The 17,651-nt window shown below is 38.2% G+C and carries 12 protein-coding genes, 1 rRNA gene, 1 pseudogene and 2 riboswitches; of the genes and pseudogenes, 1 reads left to right on the top strand and 13 read right to left on the bottom strand.

Translation table 11 applies throughout. From position 1 onward, the window contains the following. Nucleotides 1-24 precede the first annotated feature (24 nt). The 11 genes and pseudogenes from KHA87_RS21720 to KHA87_RS21670 form a co-directional block, all read right to left on the bottom strand. Nucleotides 25-1,577, bottom strand: a 16S ribosomal RNA gene (locus tag KHA87_RS21720). Between the two features lie 382 nt (nt 1,578-1,959). Then, nucleotides 1,960-3,288: an NCS2 family permease gene (locus KHA87_RS21715; RefSeq protein ID WP_213096190.1), complete on the bottom strand. Its 1,329-nt coding sequence runs from the start codon at nt 3,286-3,288 to the stop codon at nt 1,960-1,962. Nucleotides 3,289-3,388: 100 nt separating this feature from the next. Next, a riboswitch (purine riboswitch) is annotated at nt 3,389-3,490 on the bottom strand. A gap of 109 nt (nt 3,491-3,599) precedes the next feature. Further along, nucleotides 3,600-5,135, bottom strand: a complete 1,536-nt coding sequence (gene guaA / locus KHA87_RS21710; protein WP_213096193.1) for a glutamine-hydrolyzing GMP synthase — start codon at nt 5,133-5,135, stop codon at nt 3,600-3,602. A 163-nt stretch (nt 5,136-5,298) separates the two neighbouring features. Beyond that, nucleotides 5,299-5,398: riboswitch (purine riboswitch) on the bottom strand. A 27-nt stretch (nt 5,399-5,425) separates the two neighbouring features. After that, the gene (locus KHA87_RS21705; protein WP_213096189.1) at nt 5,426-7,633 is read right to left on the bottom strand and encodes a DUF4129 domain-containing transglutaminase family protein; all 2,208 of its coding nucleotides are present in this window, start codon (nt 7,631-7,633) and stop codon (nt 5,426-5,428) included. Further along, nucleotides 7,630-8,826 (bottom strand): DUF58 domain-containing protein, encoded by a 1,197-nt coding sequence (locus KHA87_RS21700; RefSeq protein ID WP_213096188.1) that lies wholly within the window; start codon nt 8,824-8,826, stop codon nt 7,630-7,632. Before KHA87_RS21700 ends, KHA87_RS21705 begins: the two co-directional genes overlap by 4 nt. After that, a complete protein-coding gene (locus KHA87_RS21695) occupies nt 8,827-9,783 on the bottom strand; it encodes an AAA family ATPase (RefSeq protein ID WP_213096187.1) in 957 nt (318 codons plus the stop codon). Between the two features lie 200 nt (nt 9,784-9,983). After that, a complete protein-coding gene (nadE, locus tag KHA87_RS21690) occupies nt 9,984-10,811 on the bottom strand; it encodes an ammonia-dependent NAD(+) synthetase (RefSeq protein ID WP_213096186.1) in 828 nt (275 codons plus the stop codon). 18 nt (nt 10,812-10,829) lie between these two features. Further along, nucleotides 10,830-12,308, bottom strand: a complete 1,479-nt coding sequence (locus tag KHA87_RS21685; RefSeq protein WP_213096185.1) for a nicotinate phosphoribosyltransferase — start codon at nt 12,306-12,308, stop codon at nt 10,830-10,832. Nucleotides 12,309-12,356: 48 nt separating this feature from the next. After that, nucleotides 12,357-12,880: pseudogene (locus KHA87_RS21680) on the bottom strand (cysteine hydrolase family protein). 116 nt (nt 12,881-12,996) lie between these two features. After that, nucleotides 12,997-13,227 (bottom strand): hypothetical protein, encoded by a 231-nt coding sequence (locus tag KHA87_RS21675; RefSeq protein ID WP_213096184.1) that lies wholly within the window; start codon nt 13,225-13,227, stop codon nt 12,997-12,999. A 112-nt stretch (nt 13,228-13,339) separates the two neighbouring features. Further along, nucleotides 13,340-13,516: a hypothetical protein gene (locus KHA87_RS21670; protein ID WP_213096183.1), complete on the bottom strand. Its 177-nt coding sequence runs from the start codon at nt 13,514-13,516 to the stop codon at nt 13,340-13,342. A 441-nt stretch (nt 13,517-13,957) separates the two neighbouring features. Here KHA87_RS21670 and KHA87_RS21665 point away from each other — a divergent pair, with 441 nt between their 5' ends. Next, nucleotides 13,958-15,346 carry an amino acid permease gene (locus KHA87_RS21665; RefSeq protein WP_213096192.1) on the top strand — a complete coding sequence of 463 codons (1,389 nt, stop codon included), beginning with the start codon at nt 13,958-13,960 and terminating at the stop codon, nt 15,344-15,346. Nucleotides 15,347-16,053: 707 nt separating this feature from the next. Here the strand turns inward: KHA87_RS21665 and KHA87_RS21660 are convergent. Both KHA87_RS21660 and KHA87_RS21655 read right to left on the bottom strand, forming a co-directional pair. Then, on the bottom strand, nt 16,054-16,908 hold the full coding sequence (locus KHA87_RS21660) for a hypothetical protein (RefSeq protein ID WP_213096182.1): 855 nt from the start codon (nt 16,906-16,908) through the stop codon (nt 16,054-16,056). A 517-nt stretch (nt 16,909-17,425) separates the two neighbouring features. After that, nucleotides 17,426-17,650, bottom strand: coding sequence for a hypothetical protein (locus KHA87_RS21655; RefSeq protein WP_213096181.1), 225 nt, complete (start codon nt 17,648-17,650; stop codon nt 17,426-17,428). Between the last annotated feature and the right edge of the window lies 1 nt (nt 17,651).

Below are 17,651 nucleotides of genomic sequence, written 5' to 3'. Positions count from 1 at the left end.
TAAGTGGTCTTCCATTATCCTTAGAAAGGAGGTGATCCAGCCGCACCTTCCGATACGGCTACCTTGTTACGACTTCACCCCAATCATCTGTCCCACCTTCGGCGGCTGGCTCCAAAAGGTTACCTCACCGACTTCGGGTGTTACAAACTCTCGTGGTGTGACGGGCGGTGTGTACAAGGCCCGGGAACGTATTCACCGCGGCATGCTGATCCGCGATTACTAGCGATTCCGGCTTCATGCAGGCGAGTTGCAGCCTGCAATCCGAACTGAGAATGGTTTTATGGGATTGGCTAAACCTCGCGGTCTCGCAGCCCTTTGTACCATCCATTGTAGCACGTGTGTAGCCCAGGTCATAAGGGGCATGATGATTTGACGTCATCCCCACCTTCCTCCGGTTTGTCACCGGCAGTCACCTTAGAGTGCCCAACTGAATGCTGGCAACTAAGGTCAAGGGTTGCGCTCGTTGCGGGACTTAACCCAACATCTCACGACACGAGCTGACGACAACCATGCACCACCTGTCACTCTGTCCCCCGAAGGGGAACGCCCTATCTCTAGGGTTGTCAGAGGATGTCAAGACCTGGTAAGGTTCTTCGCGTTGCTTCGAATTAAACCACATGCTCCACCGCTTGTGCGGGCCCCCGTCAATTCCTTTGAGTTTCAGCCTTGCGGCCGTACTCCCCAGGCGGAGTGCTTAATGCGTTAGCTGCAGCACTAAAGGGCGGAAACCCTCTAACACTTAGCACTCATCGTTTACGGCGTGGACTACCAGGGTATCTAATCCTGTTCGCTCCCCACGCTTTCGCGCCTCAGCGTCAGTTACAGACCAGAGAGTCGCCTTCGCCACTGGTGTTCCTCCACATCTCTACGCATTTCACCGCTACACGTGGAATTCCACTCTCCTCTTCTGCACTCAAGTCTCCCAGTTTCCAATGACCCTCCACGGTTGAGCCGTGGGCTTTCACATCAGACTTAAGAAACCGCCTGCGCGCGCTTTACGCCCAATAATTCCGGACAACGCTTGCCACCTACGTATTACCGCGGCTGCTGGCACGTAGTTAGCCGTGGCTTTCTGGTTAGGTACCGTCAAGGTACCGCCCTATTCGAACGATACTTGTTCTTCCCTAACAACAGAGTTTTACGATCCGAAAACCTTCATCACTCACGCGGCGTTGCTCCGTCAGACTTTCGTCCATTGCGGAAGATTCCCTACTGCTGCCTCCCGTAGGAGTCTGGGCCGTGTCTCAGTCCCAGTGTGGCCGATCACCCTCTCAGGTCGGCTACGCATCGTCGCCTTGGTGAGCCGTTACCTCACCAACTAGCTAATGCGCCGCGGGTCCATCTGTAAGTGATAGCCGAAGCCATCTTTCAATCTTCTCTCATGCGAGAAAAGAAGTTATCCGGTATTAGCTCCGGTTTCCCGAAGTTATCCCAGTCTTACAGGCAGGTTACCCACGTGTTACTCACCCGTCCGCCGCTAATCATCAGGGAGCAAGCTCCCATCTGATTCGCTCGACTTGCATGTATTAGGCACGCCGCCAGCGTTCGTCCTGAGCCAGGATCAAACTCTCCAAAAAAGTGTTTGATTAGCTCATAAAAAATTTAAAACATTGACGTTTTGTTCTGTTTAGTTTTCAAAGATCAATCTCGTTGCTTTTTCAGGAGCAACTTTCATATTATATCATTTTCAATCTTTCGTTGTCAACAACTTTTTTTAGAAGCGACATTTAATATCATATCACCCTAAGTTATTATTGTCAACATTTATTTATCTTTTATCCCGACCTCATTGCTGCCGGTTTTTATATAATAGCACCCATTTCATAGCAGGTCAACAGAATATACAAGGTAATTTATTCCATTCAGTTGAACTGATATTTATCTTCCCAAAAGGAAAATTATTAGTCCTCTTTTTATATAAATAAAAAAGAGCCCTATGAAGCATAGGACTCTGCAAAATTATGTTAAGAAAATAAAGTAGAGCAGGAAGACGATAAAGAAGAAATACATAATAGGATGAATTTCTTTGATTCTTCCTTTTACAATCATCGTAATTGGATAAAAGATAAAGCCAATCGCAATTCCTGTAGCAATACTATAGGATAATGGCATTGCAATCATCGTTAAGAAAGCAGGTACGGCAATTTCGAATTTATCCCACTCAATATGTCTTAAGGAAGATACCATCAAAACCCCGACGATGATAAGTGCAGGTGCTGTTACTGGCGCTGTTATAACAGATAACAACGGAAAGAAGAATAAAGCAAGTATAAAGAATGCCGCAGTAACTAATGATGCAAAACCAGTTCGTGCACCGGCAGCTACACCAGAAGTTGACTCAACAAAAGATGTTGTAGTAGAAGTTCCTAGAACTGCCCCAGCCATTGTTGCTATAGAATCAGATACTAAAGCTTTTCCAGCATTCGGAAGCTTATTATCCTTCATTAAACCAGCTTGATTTGCAACTGCCACAAGTGTTCCTGCATTATCAAAGAAATCAACAAATAAGAATGTAAGAATAACACCAATCATGGTTGTTGACCAAAATGAACTATCTCCAAAAGAGGAGAACACCGCTCCAAACGTAGGGCTGATACTTGGAACCTTATCTACTACTTTATGTGGTACATCGATTAATCCAAAAATCATTCCTACAATCGCAGTAATAATCATTCCATAAAAAACTGCACCCTTTATATTTCTTGTCATAAGAATTACTGTAATAAAAATTCCGAAGATCGCCAGTAATGTGTCACCATTGGTAAGATCCCCTAAGCCAACAAGAGTTGCATCATTATTTACGATAATTTTTGCATTTTGTAATCCTAAGAATGTGATAAACAAACCAATCCCCGCGCCGACCGCATGCTTTAATTGAACAGGAATTGCATTAATAATTTTTTCACGTAACCCTGTAAGAGTTAATAGGAAAAAGAAAACTCCAGAAAGAAGAACTGCACCAAGCGCATGTTGCCAAGGAATATGACTCCCCAACACAACGCTATATGCAAAAAATGCATTTAACCCCATTCCCGGCGCTAAAGCTAGTGGATATTTCGCTAATAGCCCCATTATAATAGAACCTACTGCAGATGCGATGGCAGTTGCCACGAATACGGAACCTTGATCCATTCGCATAGCATCCGGTAAACCTTTTACACTTGCAAGAGATAAGGTAAGTGGATTAATAACCAGAATATATGCCATTGCTAAAAAGGTTGTCAAACCGCCTAAAAACTCCTGACGATAGCTCGTCCCCAGTTCCCTAAACTGAAAATACTTTTGCATGTATACTTCCCCCTATAGTTTTAAATATGAACAAAAAAACGCTCCGGTATCCACCGAAGCGACGACTATTAGGCATATGTATAGCACAGAGAAAATCCTTCCTCTACAACAATCGCCTCGTAGTCAAGCCATTTACGGTAGCTCGGTAGAAACTCTTGGGCCATATCCCCAACATTATACGAAACACAATAATATTTAATTAGTACATTTGTATCATAGCAACGCATATTCATTCTGTCAATAAAAAATACGAACGTTTTTATAAAAAATTATAAATACGTTCGTATTCACTGAGGCATCTCTTTATTTCATTATTCCCACTCAATCGTTGCAGGTGGCTTACTTGTAATATCATACACAACGCGGTTTACATGTGGCACTTCATTTACAATACGAGTCGAAATCACTTCTAGTACATCCCACGGAATCCTTGCCCAGTCAGAAGTCATCCCATCTATGGAGGTTACCGCACGGATACCAATTGTGTAATCATACGTCCGAGCATCTCCCATAACACCGACACTTCTAATGTCCGGAAGCACGGTGAAATATTGCCAGATTTCACGATCGAGCCCGGCTTTTTTAATTTCTTCGCGTAAAATATAGTCTGATTCACGAACAATCTCTAATTTTTCTTCAGAAATCGCACCAAGAACTCGTATCCCTAATCCAGGACCTGGGAATGGCTGTCTCCATACTATTTCATCCGGAATACCAAGTTCCGTTCCTAACGCTCTTACTTCATCTTTAAATAACGTATTCAACGGCTCAATTAAAGTAAATTGCATATCTTCCGGTAAGCCACCGACATTATGATGTGATTTAATCGTCTGAGCAGTAGCTGTACCACTCTCAATAATATCTGTATACAGGGTACCTTGAGCTAGAAAATTAATGCCCGCTAGTTTTTTAGACTCATCATCAAAAACATAAATAAATTCATTTCCGATGATTTTCCGTTTTTTCTCTGGATCAGAAACGCCCTCCAGCTTATTTAAGAATCGTTCTTTAGCATCTACTTTAATAACATTCATATGGAATCCATCTGCGAATGTCTTCATAACACTTTCCGCTTCTCCTTTTCGAAGCAAACCGTGATCTACAAAGATACATGTGAGTTGATCGCCAATTGCTTTATGGATCAACACTGCGACAACTGATGAATCAACACCACCGCTTAAAGCACACAGAACTTTTTTATCCCCTACAGTTTGACGAATTTTTTCGATTTCGACTTCAATGAAATTCTCCATCGACCAGTTCGCTTCACAATCACAAACATGGAACACGAAGTTTTTTAACATTTCATTGCCATATACGGAATGCTGGACTTCCGGGTGAAATTGCACTGCATAAAGGTTTCTGGATGCATCACTCATAGATGCAATTGGACAAGATGGACTTGTTGCGTTTACAGAAAATCCTTGTGGTGTTTCCGTTACTAAATCACCATGGCTCATCCAAACAATTTGCTCATTCGGAAGATTCTCAAAAAGCTTGGAAGAGGATGTTACCTCAATCTTTGCTTTACCATATTCGCGATGCTTTGCAGGCTCCACTTTCCCACCAAAATGCTTCGTCATTAACTGCATACCATAACAAATTCCCAGTACAGGAATGCCCAATTCAAAAATGGAATCGTCACAGTGAAAGGCATTTTTATCATATACACTATTTGGTCCGCCAGAAAAAATAATTCCTTTAGGGTTCATAGCTTTAATCTGTTCTGCTGTCAGCGTATGAGGATGGAGTTCACTATATACCCCGAATTCACGAATCCTTCTTGTGATCAGCTGATTATATTGGCTTCCGAAATCTAACACTACAATCATTTCTTGATTTTGCATGCTCGCATTTTCTGTCATTGGACTTCCTCCATTATTTAGAAAATAAAAAAAACTAGAATTCCCGCCTTAAAGTAAGAAAGAAGGCAGAATTCTAGTTTTTGCTCATTACAAATAAACACTAAGACAGAATGCAGGGTTTGCATTCTTTCCTAATACAAAAACGGTAGAATAAAACTGCCTTCATAGTAAATCATTTACGGTGATTTGTAGAAACTTTCGAACCATATTATCAAAATTATATGAAGTGCAACCTATATTTTGTACCATTGTATACTTGTTTACAAATTGGGTCAACCGCTTGTCTTTTTAATTAAATTTTCCCATAATTCACGCGTCTCATTCCACTTGCCGCTTGGTTCTTGACCCCTATATATGATTTTTTCATAATGCTCAGTCAGCTCTCTCATTACGTTTGTTTCAAAGAAGCTATCTACATATTTAGCAAATTCTCTTAATGTTTGATCCTTTTGTTTTTGAATACCATATCTCTCTAATTGTTTGAGCAGCGACAAATACGCTTTTGAAAAAGTATCTGGATCCTTCTTTTTCCTATAATGATGAACCAAATAAAACGGAAGCCATTTACTTCGTTTCCAATAGATATACCAAATACCTAAAACAATAAGTAGAAGAATGATAATAAAGCGAAGCCAATGCAATTTTATATAATTAATTGCCTTATTCCATTCAGCTTTAAATGAAAACTTTTCTGCTTGTGTTGTTGTGCCTCGATCAAAATCCTGTTGTTTTTGCTTATTTTGAGTTTGCTTCTTTTGCATCTCTTCATCTGATGACGTAGAAGCTGCTGGATTATTTTTTTCATCGTCCTGAAAAATCGCATTATTAGAAAATCCAATTGTTGGTTCGAACGGTACCCATCCTACGTTTGGAAACAATACTTCCACCCATGAATGTGCATTATTGTTCGTCACATTATATATTTTGTATGTTTCATCCACTGTATCCACATAATCTCCGCCGGAATACCCTTTCACCCAACGAGATGGGATTCCGACTGATCGGAGCAAGACAACCATGGATGTTGAAAAGTTATCACAATAGCCTCTCTTCGTATTAAATAAAAACTGATCCACGTAATCTTGAGCCTGGCCAGGGACTGCGACATTTCTTTGGTCATACACAAAGCCATTCGTTTGAAAATACGCTTCGATTGCCTTAGCCTTGTCATATTCATTATCCTTGCCTTTAGTAATTTTTTCCGCCAAATCATGAACACGCTTCGGCAGTAATTTCGGAAGCTTTAAATATTCAGGCGGCGGAATAAATTCTTGCTCAGGACGTGCTTTTAACTCTTTCATGCTATATAACGGCACATTGTATATCACACTATAATCAGATAAAGCCTTATTTGGCTCTACACTAGATAGAGTTATTTTATCTGTTGAACCATTGATAGTGAATTTTTCCATATCGCTCTTTAAGACAATTGATAGCAATCCATATGGGTAAACGGCTGTTTGACTGTTAATCCTCATTGATATATCTGCTTTAGCTCTCTTCGACTTTTCTACTAGATAATCTCCTAGAGAAGTAGAGAATTGGGAGCCAGAAAAGACAGACTCGGAAGGTATATTTCTAGTGGTAATCCAGCCTTTCCCTGTATATGTATCCCTAGTTTCTACTCTCCAATATTGTCTTGATGGCGCTTTTACTTTAAAAACAACCGTGTTATCCCCGCGGAATGGTCCACCCAAACGTGAATCATCCGAACGGTATCCGATTGTATTTATTCCGAAGCCTCTTCCATTTTGCTTATCCTTTCCTACATGTGCCTTGATATAAGGCACGGGATCCGGCCAAATAGCATCAGCCTTTGGAGCAACCAACGCGAATAAATTACATAAAGATATCATAATCGCGAGTGGAATAATCCACTTAAACCAATTGTTTTTCGAGTTTGCAACTCGGTTTTGCTCAGATAGTCTTTTAAAATAAAGGACACCAAGAAGAGTAAATCCAATGACCATGGTTCTGACAATTGGCCATTCTCCATGGTAGGGGGTGAATGTATCCAGGACCGTAATATACATAACTGTCATTATAAAGAAAATAAAAATGTTTCTTCTTACAGTAAGCCAATATTTTAGCAGGTAGGTAATGAGCCACAGAAGAATAAAAAATAATAGACTCCGAAACTCACCTGATAAAAGGTCCCAATTACCGGCAAATAATCTTTTTAAGTTATGGAATAGATTAGAAATGAAAGATTCCACCCAGCTTAAGTGCAATAAGCTTTGATGGAAATATAGATGATGGATCGAAAATAAAATAAAGAAAATCTTAAGTATGATATCGATACCTCTTCTATTATTAAAAATATATAAAGCAAGTGACATGAAAATAAATAGAACAAATAAATAAACATTTCCTGTATCTGTAATTGTTTCTAACGGTCTAATCCACTCCCATAAGAGAAAGAAACTAAAAAGATACAAAAGGATGATAAAACCTTTGCTTTCCCGCCTATATTCTCTCATCTTTGCTTCACCCCCATTAAAGCAGAGCGAAAACTTTCTTCATATAAAAACCGGACATATATTCCATGTTTTAAAGCCTGCTCATATAAAACATTTTCTTCTGTTGAAATTTTGTCTCCTGTCTCTTTAATAACAAACATGACAACAGAACCCATTTTCCTAGTAAATAATTGCACACTATCGATTAATGGTTGGGTAAGTTTGGAGGTAATGATCATGATGGATGCTGTTTGCTGATAAAATACTTTCTCCCCCGTAAGGATAGTATGAACCGGGACTTCGCTATCCGCTTTCACTTTTGCAAGATGGTAAAAAAGCTGGTGCTGATGTTCTTCTCCACCCCTAATTGGAAATATGGAATGATCCTTCCCGATTGAATAAAGACCAATCTGTCCGCCATGTCTAATGATCGTTCTAATGAGTGATGCCGAAAACTTAACCATTGCTTCGAATACTTGGGAAGGTGTGCGGTCTAAAATAATGGAAATATCATGAGATTGACGTTCTTCAAATTCCTTTGTTTGCATTTCATTCTTTCTGGCAGTTGCCTTCCAATCAATCCATGTAAAGCGGTCCCCTGGCTGATATTGGCGTATGCCTGTTACCAATGTGGAATCATTTTGAAGTCTTATCTGGGATGCAGTAGCACCTTGTTCGTAACGACTTTCGATAGATCTGTAGATTATATCTATATAGGAAGGGTATACAAGGATGGTTTTTGGATCAGATATAACCTGGCTTTTTAAAATAAGACCAAGAAAATCCCCACACTTCATGGTAATATCTCCAAAAAAATGCTCACCCCTTTGTAAATCCGTGACAGTATACAATACTTTCATTCTTCTTCTAAACCAAGGATACAGAATCAATTCCTCCCCCTGGTCATCAAAACTAGTTTCATTTCGAATGATAAGGAAAAACAGCGGAAATGGTAACTTTCTTTCCAATTCAATGGTTACCTTTAATTCATCGCCAACACTATAGCTGTCTCCATTAAAGGTTCTCGCAACCTTAAAATCTCCCATTGGGTAGAATGCAATGAGCAGCGCATATAAAGCAAATGGGGTAAAACTATAGAATAAAAACCAGCTTACAAAGCCTCCTTGAAACATAGCGTAGGAAAAGACAATACCTAACGTTATGAAAAGAAGAACTATTTTCATCCATGTTTTTATTTTCCACTTCTTTTTCATCTACTTCACTACCTTTTGCACGGGCACACGGATATATCTGATAACTTCGTATACAATATCCTCTGGTGATTGACCTCCATATTTCACTTCAGATTTCAAGATAATTCGGTGGGAGAATACATATGGAGCTAAGTATTGAACATCGTCAGGAATGACGAAATCTCTTCCATGTAAAAAAGCATAGGCTTGTGCCGCTTTCATCAATGCAATAGAACCGCGTGGACTTACCCCAAGATATACATTCCCGTGAATTCTCGTTTGATGTGCAATACTCACAATATATTGCTTAATACTATGGTCTACATACACTTGCTTTACCTCATTTTGCAATTCTCTTAATTCATGAAGAGAAATAACTGCCTCCAAGCTATCAATCGGCGCTTGCTTTTCAGCTCTATCTAATATTTCAATCTCCTCACTGACCTCAGGATAACCCATTTTCATTTTTAGGAGAAAGCGATCAAGTTGAGCTTCCGGTAGTGGATATGTACCCTCATACTCAATTGGATTTTGCGTAGCCATAACAAAGAAAGGTTTGTCAAGGAGACGAGTAACGCCATCTACTGTAACACTGCTTTCTTCCATCCCTTCTAGAAGGGCAGACTGTGTTTTTGGAGAGGTTCGATTAATTTCATCCGCAAGAATAATATTGCCCATAATTGGTCCAGGTCTAAATTGAAATTCCAAATCTTTTGGATTAAAAATCGAAACACCAATCACATCGGAAGGTAATAAATCAGGTGTAAATTGAATCCTCTTAAAGGACGCATTCACTGATTTTGCAAGAGCACGAACCATCATCGTCTTTCCTACCCCAGGAACATCTTCGAGAAGAACATGACCTTCTGCAAGTAGAGCAACAAGGCTAAGCTCCGCTACGCTCGTTTTACCGATCATTACTTTTTCAATATTATTTAACACTTGCTTTAACTTTGGATGCATAGGATTTACTGTCATTATATACCTCCAGGTCTTAGAAATGTGAAATGCTTTGGAAAATTCCTAATATTTAGGACTCAATTATAGCATACTATGAAATGCCTAGGAGAAAAAGCAGAAAATATAAGGTTCCTTATTTTATAGTAAGTTTGGGGGAAGTTGTATTTTAAAAAACCTAAATAAATAAAAAGAAGGAAGCCGCTTATGCTTCCTTCTCTCTACTTCCAAAAATCATCAAATACCGTTACAGGCAAATGTCGTTTATGTGCTGACTTTTTATAAAGTGCCTCTATTGTTTCTTCCGCTTGTTTAGAAACTTCTTTTCCTTCCAGAAAATCATCTATTTCATCATAAGAAATGCCAAGGGCACTTTCATCCGGCAATTGCGGACGTTCATCTTCAAGATCGGCAGTTGGAGTTTTCAAATATAAGTGTTCCGGACAATCCAGTTCTTTTAACAGCATTTTTCCTTGTCGCTTATTAAGGCGGAAAATAGGAACAAGATCTGCACCACCGTCACCATATTTAGTATAAAAACCGGTGATTGCTTCCGCAGAATGATCGGTTCCAAGAACAACGCAGTTTTCCATGGCGGCAATGCTGTATTGTACAACCATACGCTCTCTTGCTTTCACATTGCCTTTTTCAAAATCAGATAGCCTAATTCCTGCTTCTCTCAAAGAAGATTCTATTGCATCTACCGCAGGTTTAATATTCACCGTAACATCCTTGTCCGGTTGAATGAATTGGATGGCGTCCTCCACATCGCTCGCATCCTTTTGAACCCCATATGGAAGACGAACCGCAATAAATTTATATTCTTGCGAGCCGGTTTCTTCCTTTAACTCGTTGATAGCAAGCTGTGCAAGCTTCCCAACCAAAGTGGAATCCTGTCCCCCTGATTGTCCTAACACAAATCCTTTAAAAAAGGTATATTTCTTTAAGTATGCCTTCAAAAAATCGACACTGATGCGGATTTCCTCATTTGGGTTAATAAATGGTTTTACTTTCATGTCCTCTACAATTTGTTTTTGTAAGTTTCCCATCTTGATTTAAATCCTCCTTCAGCTTCGAAGCTTTTCGAATGATCTTTGTACGTGTTGTTTCACTTCTTCAATATTTTTAATTTTATTATCCCAGCATTTTCGACTTAAATCCACCGGGTATTCATGAGGATTGAGGGAGCGCTTATATTCCTCCCAAAGCAATGCCAGGCTTTCCTTTGAATAGCCTTGAATTTCCTGAAGAGTTGGCAATTTGTAGATAAATTCTCCCTCCACAAAAATATCATGAAGTAAATTTCTCGCCTCAAAATTTTTGACTACTTTGCTAATATACGTATGAACAGGATGGAACATTTTCAGTTCCTTTTGGTCCGCAACATCCTCGTCACGTAAGGCAATATAATCGCCTTCAGACTTATAGCTTTCTGTATTAATGATCCTGTATACATTTTTAAGTCCAGGAGTCGTTACTTTTTGAGCGTTGCTGGAAATCTTAATCGTATCCTGCATTACTCCATTACTGTCCTCGATGGAAACCATTTTATATACAGCACCTAGCGCAGGCTGGTCATACGCAGTTATTAATTTCGTGCCAACACCCCAAACATCAATTTTCGCACCTTGAGATTTCAAATGCAGAATCGTATATTCATCCAGATCACTGGAAGCAACGATTTTTGCATTTGGGAATCCAGCTTTATCGAGCATTTTACGAGCAGCTTTTGATAAAAACGCCATGTCGCCGCTATCCAAGCGAATTCCGATAAAATTGATCTTATTTCCCATTTCTTTTGCCACTTTGATTGCACTTGGCACTCCGGATTTTAATGTATCATACGTATCTACCAGGAATACGCAGTCCCGGTGGCTTTCAGCATATTTTCGAAATGCTGTATAATCATCCCGATATGCTTGGACCATCGCATGCGCATGGGTGCCAGACACCGGAATTCCAAAACGTTTCCCTGCTCTTACATTGCTCGTTGCATCAAAGCCACCAATAAATGCTGCCCTTGTTCCCCAAATAGCTGCATCTAGCTCATGAGCACGCCTGGAGCCAAATTCCATTACCGTCTCATTCCCAACGACATTTTTGATTCGGGACGCTTTCGTTGCAATCAATGTTTGGAAATTCACAATGTTAAGCAGAGCTGTTTCAATAATCTGCGCCTGGGCAAGAGGTGCCTCCACTTGAATCATAGGTTCGTTTCCAAATACCAGTTCTCCTTCACGCATGGAACGAACAGTGCCAGTGAAACGAAGCTCACTCAGGTATTGCAGAAATTCCTCCTCATACCCTACCTCATTACGCAAATATTCAATATCCGCTTCCGTAAATCGAAAATCGTTTAAATATTCCACTATTCTCTCTAATCCTGCAAAAATGGCATAGCCATTATCAAATGGAAGCTTTCGAAAAAACAATTCAAACACAGCTTTTTTCTCATGGATTCCATCCTGCCAGTATGTTTTAGCCATATTAATCTGATATAAATCTGTATGAAGGGTTAAGCCATCATCATTATAAAGCCGAACCATCAAACCCCACTCCTTGTATTGCTAATGCACCTTTGTATTCAACCTTTATTAAAGGACTTTAGCTCCTAATGTATTTTTAAAATGCTCCAGCGTCCATTTGTGACCATCCTGATTAAAACTTTCAACCGCATCGGAATGGATCACCATTTGAAACCCTTTATTTTGCATGAAGAACGCAAATATCAGTACATTCACCACATAAATGGAGTTTTTCTATGCAGCGTTCTCTTATTTTTATTTCTAAATCCGTCCCGGCAAAAGCACTATATCGTGTTTTATCCATATAGTGCGCATTATTGTTCTTTTTATGTTGATTATATAAAGATTGCAGGGAACCAAGGAAATTACAGCCAAACATTGCTTCTATAATATGCGACGGGAATAGTTTTGTCTCTGGTTGCCATGTATCGCCTTTTAAATACGACGTACTCGTTATTTTGAATAAATTGATTCGTCAATGCAACTATTTCTTCTTCTATTTCCTGACCTGGCTTTCCACATGTAAGTTTTCCAGCATTTACAACAAAATCGTATGTATTATCAATATTAATCCCACATTTTAACCCAAGGATATGTGCCTTTTGGAAAAACAAACTCTCTTTCTTCGGATGGCTTAATCGTTGACCTATCACAAGTTGTTCCATGAATTTCTGTTGCATTGTTTATACTTGCTCATGTTATCATCTCATTATTTATTCTTGTCTACTTCACTTTGCAGCTTTTCAATTTCATTTTGCAGACTTTTCTTTTTATCTTCTAATTTGCTAATTTCTTTTTTTAATTGTTTAAGTTTGACTGTTTTACCATCAATGTCTGTGGTGGTCGCTCCAACTCCAAAGCCTAGCATTAACGATAATGTGACTGACACCCCTATAACTGTGTTAAATAAGGTTCTGCTTACCGTTTTCTTCTCTGCCATGCTCTTCCCCTCCATTTATGTATTTATCTTCTTCGCCCACACAATCAAATGTCCAAAGACAGTTTCTCCATCATCCCAACCGTAATCAACATATCCATAATCATACTTCCATTTATTTTCTCACTTCCATTACTATTCCTTTTTCATCGTTCTTATAAGTTCCAGTAATTTCCGCACCATTCAAATCATATGTTCTACTGCCAAAGAATCCATTATAGAAAAAGTTTTGAATTGTTTCTCTGAAAATGCCTTTTTCAACATATACTACCAGCCCCCAATTAAATAGCAAGAACTCGCAACTTCATTTTACACTAATTTTTGCAATTTGGTAAAAAACCTTTCTCCAAGTGGTAAGTAAATTACAAAATAGCATTATCTAATACAAAATAGGAAAAGTTATAATAAAAATGTAAGTATTTTCCCCTCTTTTCATTATTTTTTATTCATGATATAAAATTATTACGTTTTTAATTTTTTGAATCTGTTACACAATACTGTTGAATTTCAGCCAAATACGCATAAATTTATTAAGTCATCCATTCAAACTATACTTTTCACATGAACAAGGCATTGATCAACAGTATATTTCTAAAAGTTATACTTGGATGGATACGTCACTTTGCTTCAAACAACTTAGGGGGTGTGGATTGTGAGTAATCATTCCATCTATCAAAATGAAAGCGCTAACCAAAATGAATTAAAGAGAGGTTTAAAAGCAAGACATTTAACAATGATATCACTTGGTGGTTCCATTGGTACCGGGCTTTTTCTAGGAAGTGGAGCTGCTATTCATTCAGCAGGTCCAGGAGGTGCATTGCTTGCTTATCTCATTATTGGGGTAATGGTTTATTTTATCATGACTGGTTTGGCGGAGTTGGCTGCATTTATGCCAACAAGTGGAGCATTTAGTACATATGCTACCAGATTTATTGATCCAGCATTAGGATTTGCATTAGGCTGGAATTACTGGTATAGCTGGGCCATAACACTTGCGGCAGAGCTTTCAGCATCAACACTTGTTATGAAGTTTTGGTTTCCGGACAGTCCATCGTGGGTGTGGAGTGGAATCTTTATTGTTCTAATTTTTGGTCTTAATATTTTATCTGTTAAAGGGTACGGAGAAGGTGAATATTGGTTCTCCTTTATTAAAGTAGCAACTATCATTATCTTTATTGTAGTTGGACTATTAATGATTTTTGGGATTATGAATGGTGGACACTCTATCGGATTCAAGAATTTTACGATAAAAGATGCTCCTTTTCACGGTGGGATTATAGCAGTTTTAGGTGTTTTTCTAACAGCCGGCTTCTCTTTTCAGGGAACTGAAATTATCGGGGTTGCGGCTGGAGAAAGTGAAAATCCTAGAGTAAGTGTTCCAAAGGCGACTCGCAGCATTTTTTGGCGTATCCTATTGTTTTATGTTTTAGCTATCTTAGTTATTGGACTTATAATTCCGTATACAACAGAAAGCTTAAAAAGCGATAGTATTATGGTGAGTCCTTTTACGTTAGTATTCAAAAAAGCTGGTCTTGCTTTTGCAGCATCTTTCATGAATGCGGTTATTTTAACTGCAGTATTATCTGCAGGAAATTCAAGCTTATATGCTTCGACTCGTATTCTATATGCAATGGCTAAAGAGGGACAAGCACCACGCTTCTTTGGTAATTTAAACAAACGCGGAATTCCAGTAGCTGCACTTATTGCTACAACTATTGTAGGAATGCTTGCCTTTCTTGCTTCTGTATTCGGTGACGGTGCAATCTATATGTGGTTACTAAATGCAGCTGGTATCACAGGTTTTATTTTCTGGCTAGGGATTGCAGTAAGCCATTATCGTTTCCGAAAAGCATATGTGGCCCAGGGCTACTCACTTGATAAACTACCATACCGCGCCAAACTATATCCATTTGGACCGATTCTGGCATTTGTGGTTTGTTTGGTCGTCATTCTAGCCCAAGATTATCAAGCATTTATAAGCGACAAGATTGATTGGATGAGCATCATTGCAGCTTATCTCGGCATCCCGCTCTTCTTAGTAATGTGGTTTGGCTATAAGTTCATCAAGAAAACAAAGGTTATTCCATTAGAAGAATGTGTTATTGATGAAGTGGAAAAATAAAATTGCGAAAGAGGAGAGCACTATAGGGTGTTCTCCTTTTTTCAGGTTGGAAGATATTTTTGTACAAGCCCTACGAATAATTTGAATGCCAATTTCAAAAGTTTGTACGTCGATCAACAGGCGTTTTCACTTTTCCTATTTTTGAACATTTTGTTTCTCATGAAATTATCATTTTTCTTTCATGAAAATTTAGTGTTTGGATATTATGATGTATATAGTCTTAACAGACAAGCAGCAGCAAAAATACGACTAGACTCTTCCCCCCATAAAGATGTCTAGTACCTCCTTTATTGTGCCGGCCGTGAGCCGGTTTTTTCTGTTTGGATAAATATTCCATTTAGTCTTTGTCTATATCGGAATGTTCCTTTTTCATGATGGAATTAATCATTCCAAAGTTTGGAGGCCCACAGTTCCGTTATCTGTGACAAAACAGGCTAATTCTTGATTTTCGAGGACACTGGTTCCGTTACATAGTTAAAATGCAGTGATTTCCTATGTTTTTTTGTAAATAACGTACCCTGTGTCCGCTAAACCCTTGTTTTATATCCATTTATTGAAAATACCGGAACCGAGGTCCACTTATTATATGAATCTTACATTCAAGTGGGAAATTCTATGGAACTATAGAAGATATTTTGAAATAAGTTTGCATAATAATGGAGTAGTTTAAAACTTTCTAAAGTATTCTTAAGATGCAAATAGAAATGTTAGTTCCTTAAAAGCGGCAAAATATCGTGCTGGAAACAGTATTCCGTTTCCTTTTGATCCAATTCCTTGAAAGCCTCAATCCCTGCTTCCCCCTTCGGTAGATCAAAAACGCTGCCAACTCTTTTATCAATATAATTATCCAGAGACATTTGTAACCTTTTTATATTTCTAGGGTGGATATAATTAAGTAATTGTTTTCTTAAACTTTTATACTCTTTTTTATTCGAATTACTTTCATTTTCTTCTATAAACTTAAGTACCTTTTTAATGGAGTCAATCGTTTCCCATTGAGTAACCCCCTGCTTATGGATAACTAATGAATATTCCGAAAGAACTTGTTCAGCCTCTTTTACATGTTCCTCTGTTAGAATATGATTTGTAAGACGGACATCTTTATCAGATTTTACCAAGAAATCATTAATTTCTAGTAATTGTTTCTGCCCATTTATAAACGTATCTGCCGAATAATAAATTTGATCAATATCTGGCTTTATTGGATCGATATCGTAATTAACATCATTAAAATAAAGCTCTAACCATCTTTTTGTATGGTACATCACTTCAGTAGGTCGATTTAGTTCGACATATAATTTCCGTGATGCTGATACAATTAAATTATTATAGTTATTGATCATCCGACATATTTTTATTGCCTCGTTTCTTTCTGCTATTGTTCCATCCTTAGTAACGATTAGAATTCCCTTTACACTTTTTTTAGAAGTATAATATGCTACATAATGATAATCATTATTTTTATATCGGAAAATATAGTTAAAACACTGATATTTCTCAAACATTCTTTTGTGCCTTTTTATTTGTGGTTTTACTATTTGAGATAGTATTGTTGTTTGCATTTTTTATCCCCACGAAAAGAAATTTTTTGCTTATATCTTAACTTTTCAATTGCAAATTCATTTTGACCATCATAATATTAAAAATTCCGCAAATTAATAGTTGTCTTTAATTCCTTAATAAATTGTGCAGCTTATAGGAATTTAATTTTACATTTAGTTCTTCCAATCCTTTTTTTCCTGGAGAAAACGTTGTTGGGTTCCCGTTTTCGTCTTTTTCAAAGCCTGCTAGCAATTTATGTAAGACTTTTATGTTATTAGATATCAAAAAACTATTTAATAAATGGATTAATTTTTGGGCAGTACCATCTCTCTCCCCATCAATTTGCCTTCAAGGCTCTGTACAATAATCAACATAATTGTTAATAGCTATTAAGCAGTCTCCTGATTCTCATAGTTGATCAAATACAATACTATTTCGTTCTGCCAACAGTGAATCCCTAGCATCACCTGCTCAACTGTTGCATACTTTCTTATATCATGCACTTGAGTATCTAATTCCTGCATTTCTTTAAGTAATTTATGATTGTGTAAAGTGATTTTCCTTTTCTCTTATCGATTTGATGTGATTTTTGCGCAACATCGGTAATCCGAAACTCACAACAATTGCAGTTAAAGGAAATCTTTCGTCACCAATAAGCCATTCTAGTACGGAAACAGGAACGAATACAGCGTAGATAAATATCAACAGAATTAGGTAGAATCTTCTCCATCTTTTCTCGCGCTTTGACATGGTCATCTCCATA

Source organism: Bacillus sp. FJAT-49736, assembly GCF_018343615.1.
In the GTDB taxonomy this organism is placed as follows: Bacteria; Bacillota; Bacilli; order Bacillales; family Bacillaceae_C; genus Margalitia.
Note: the sequence above shows the minus strand (reverse complement) of the source record. Positions and strands in the feature narration are given on the sequence as shown.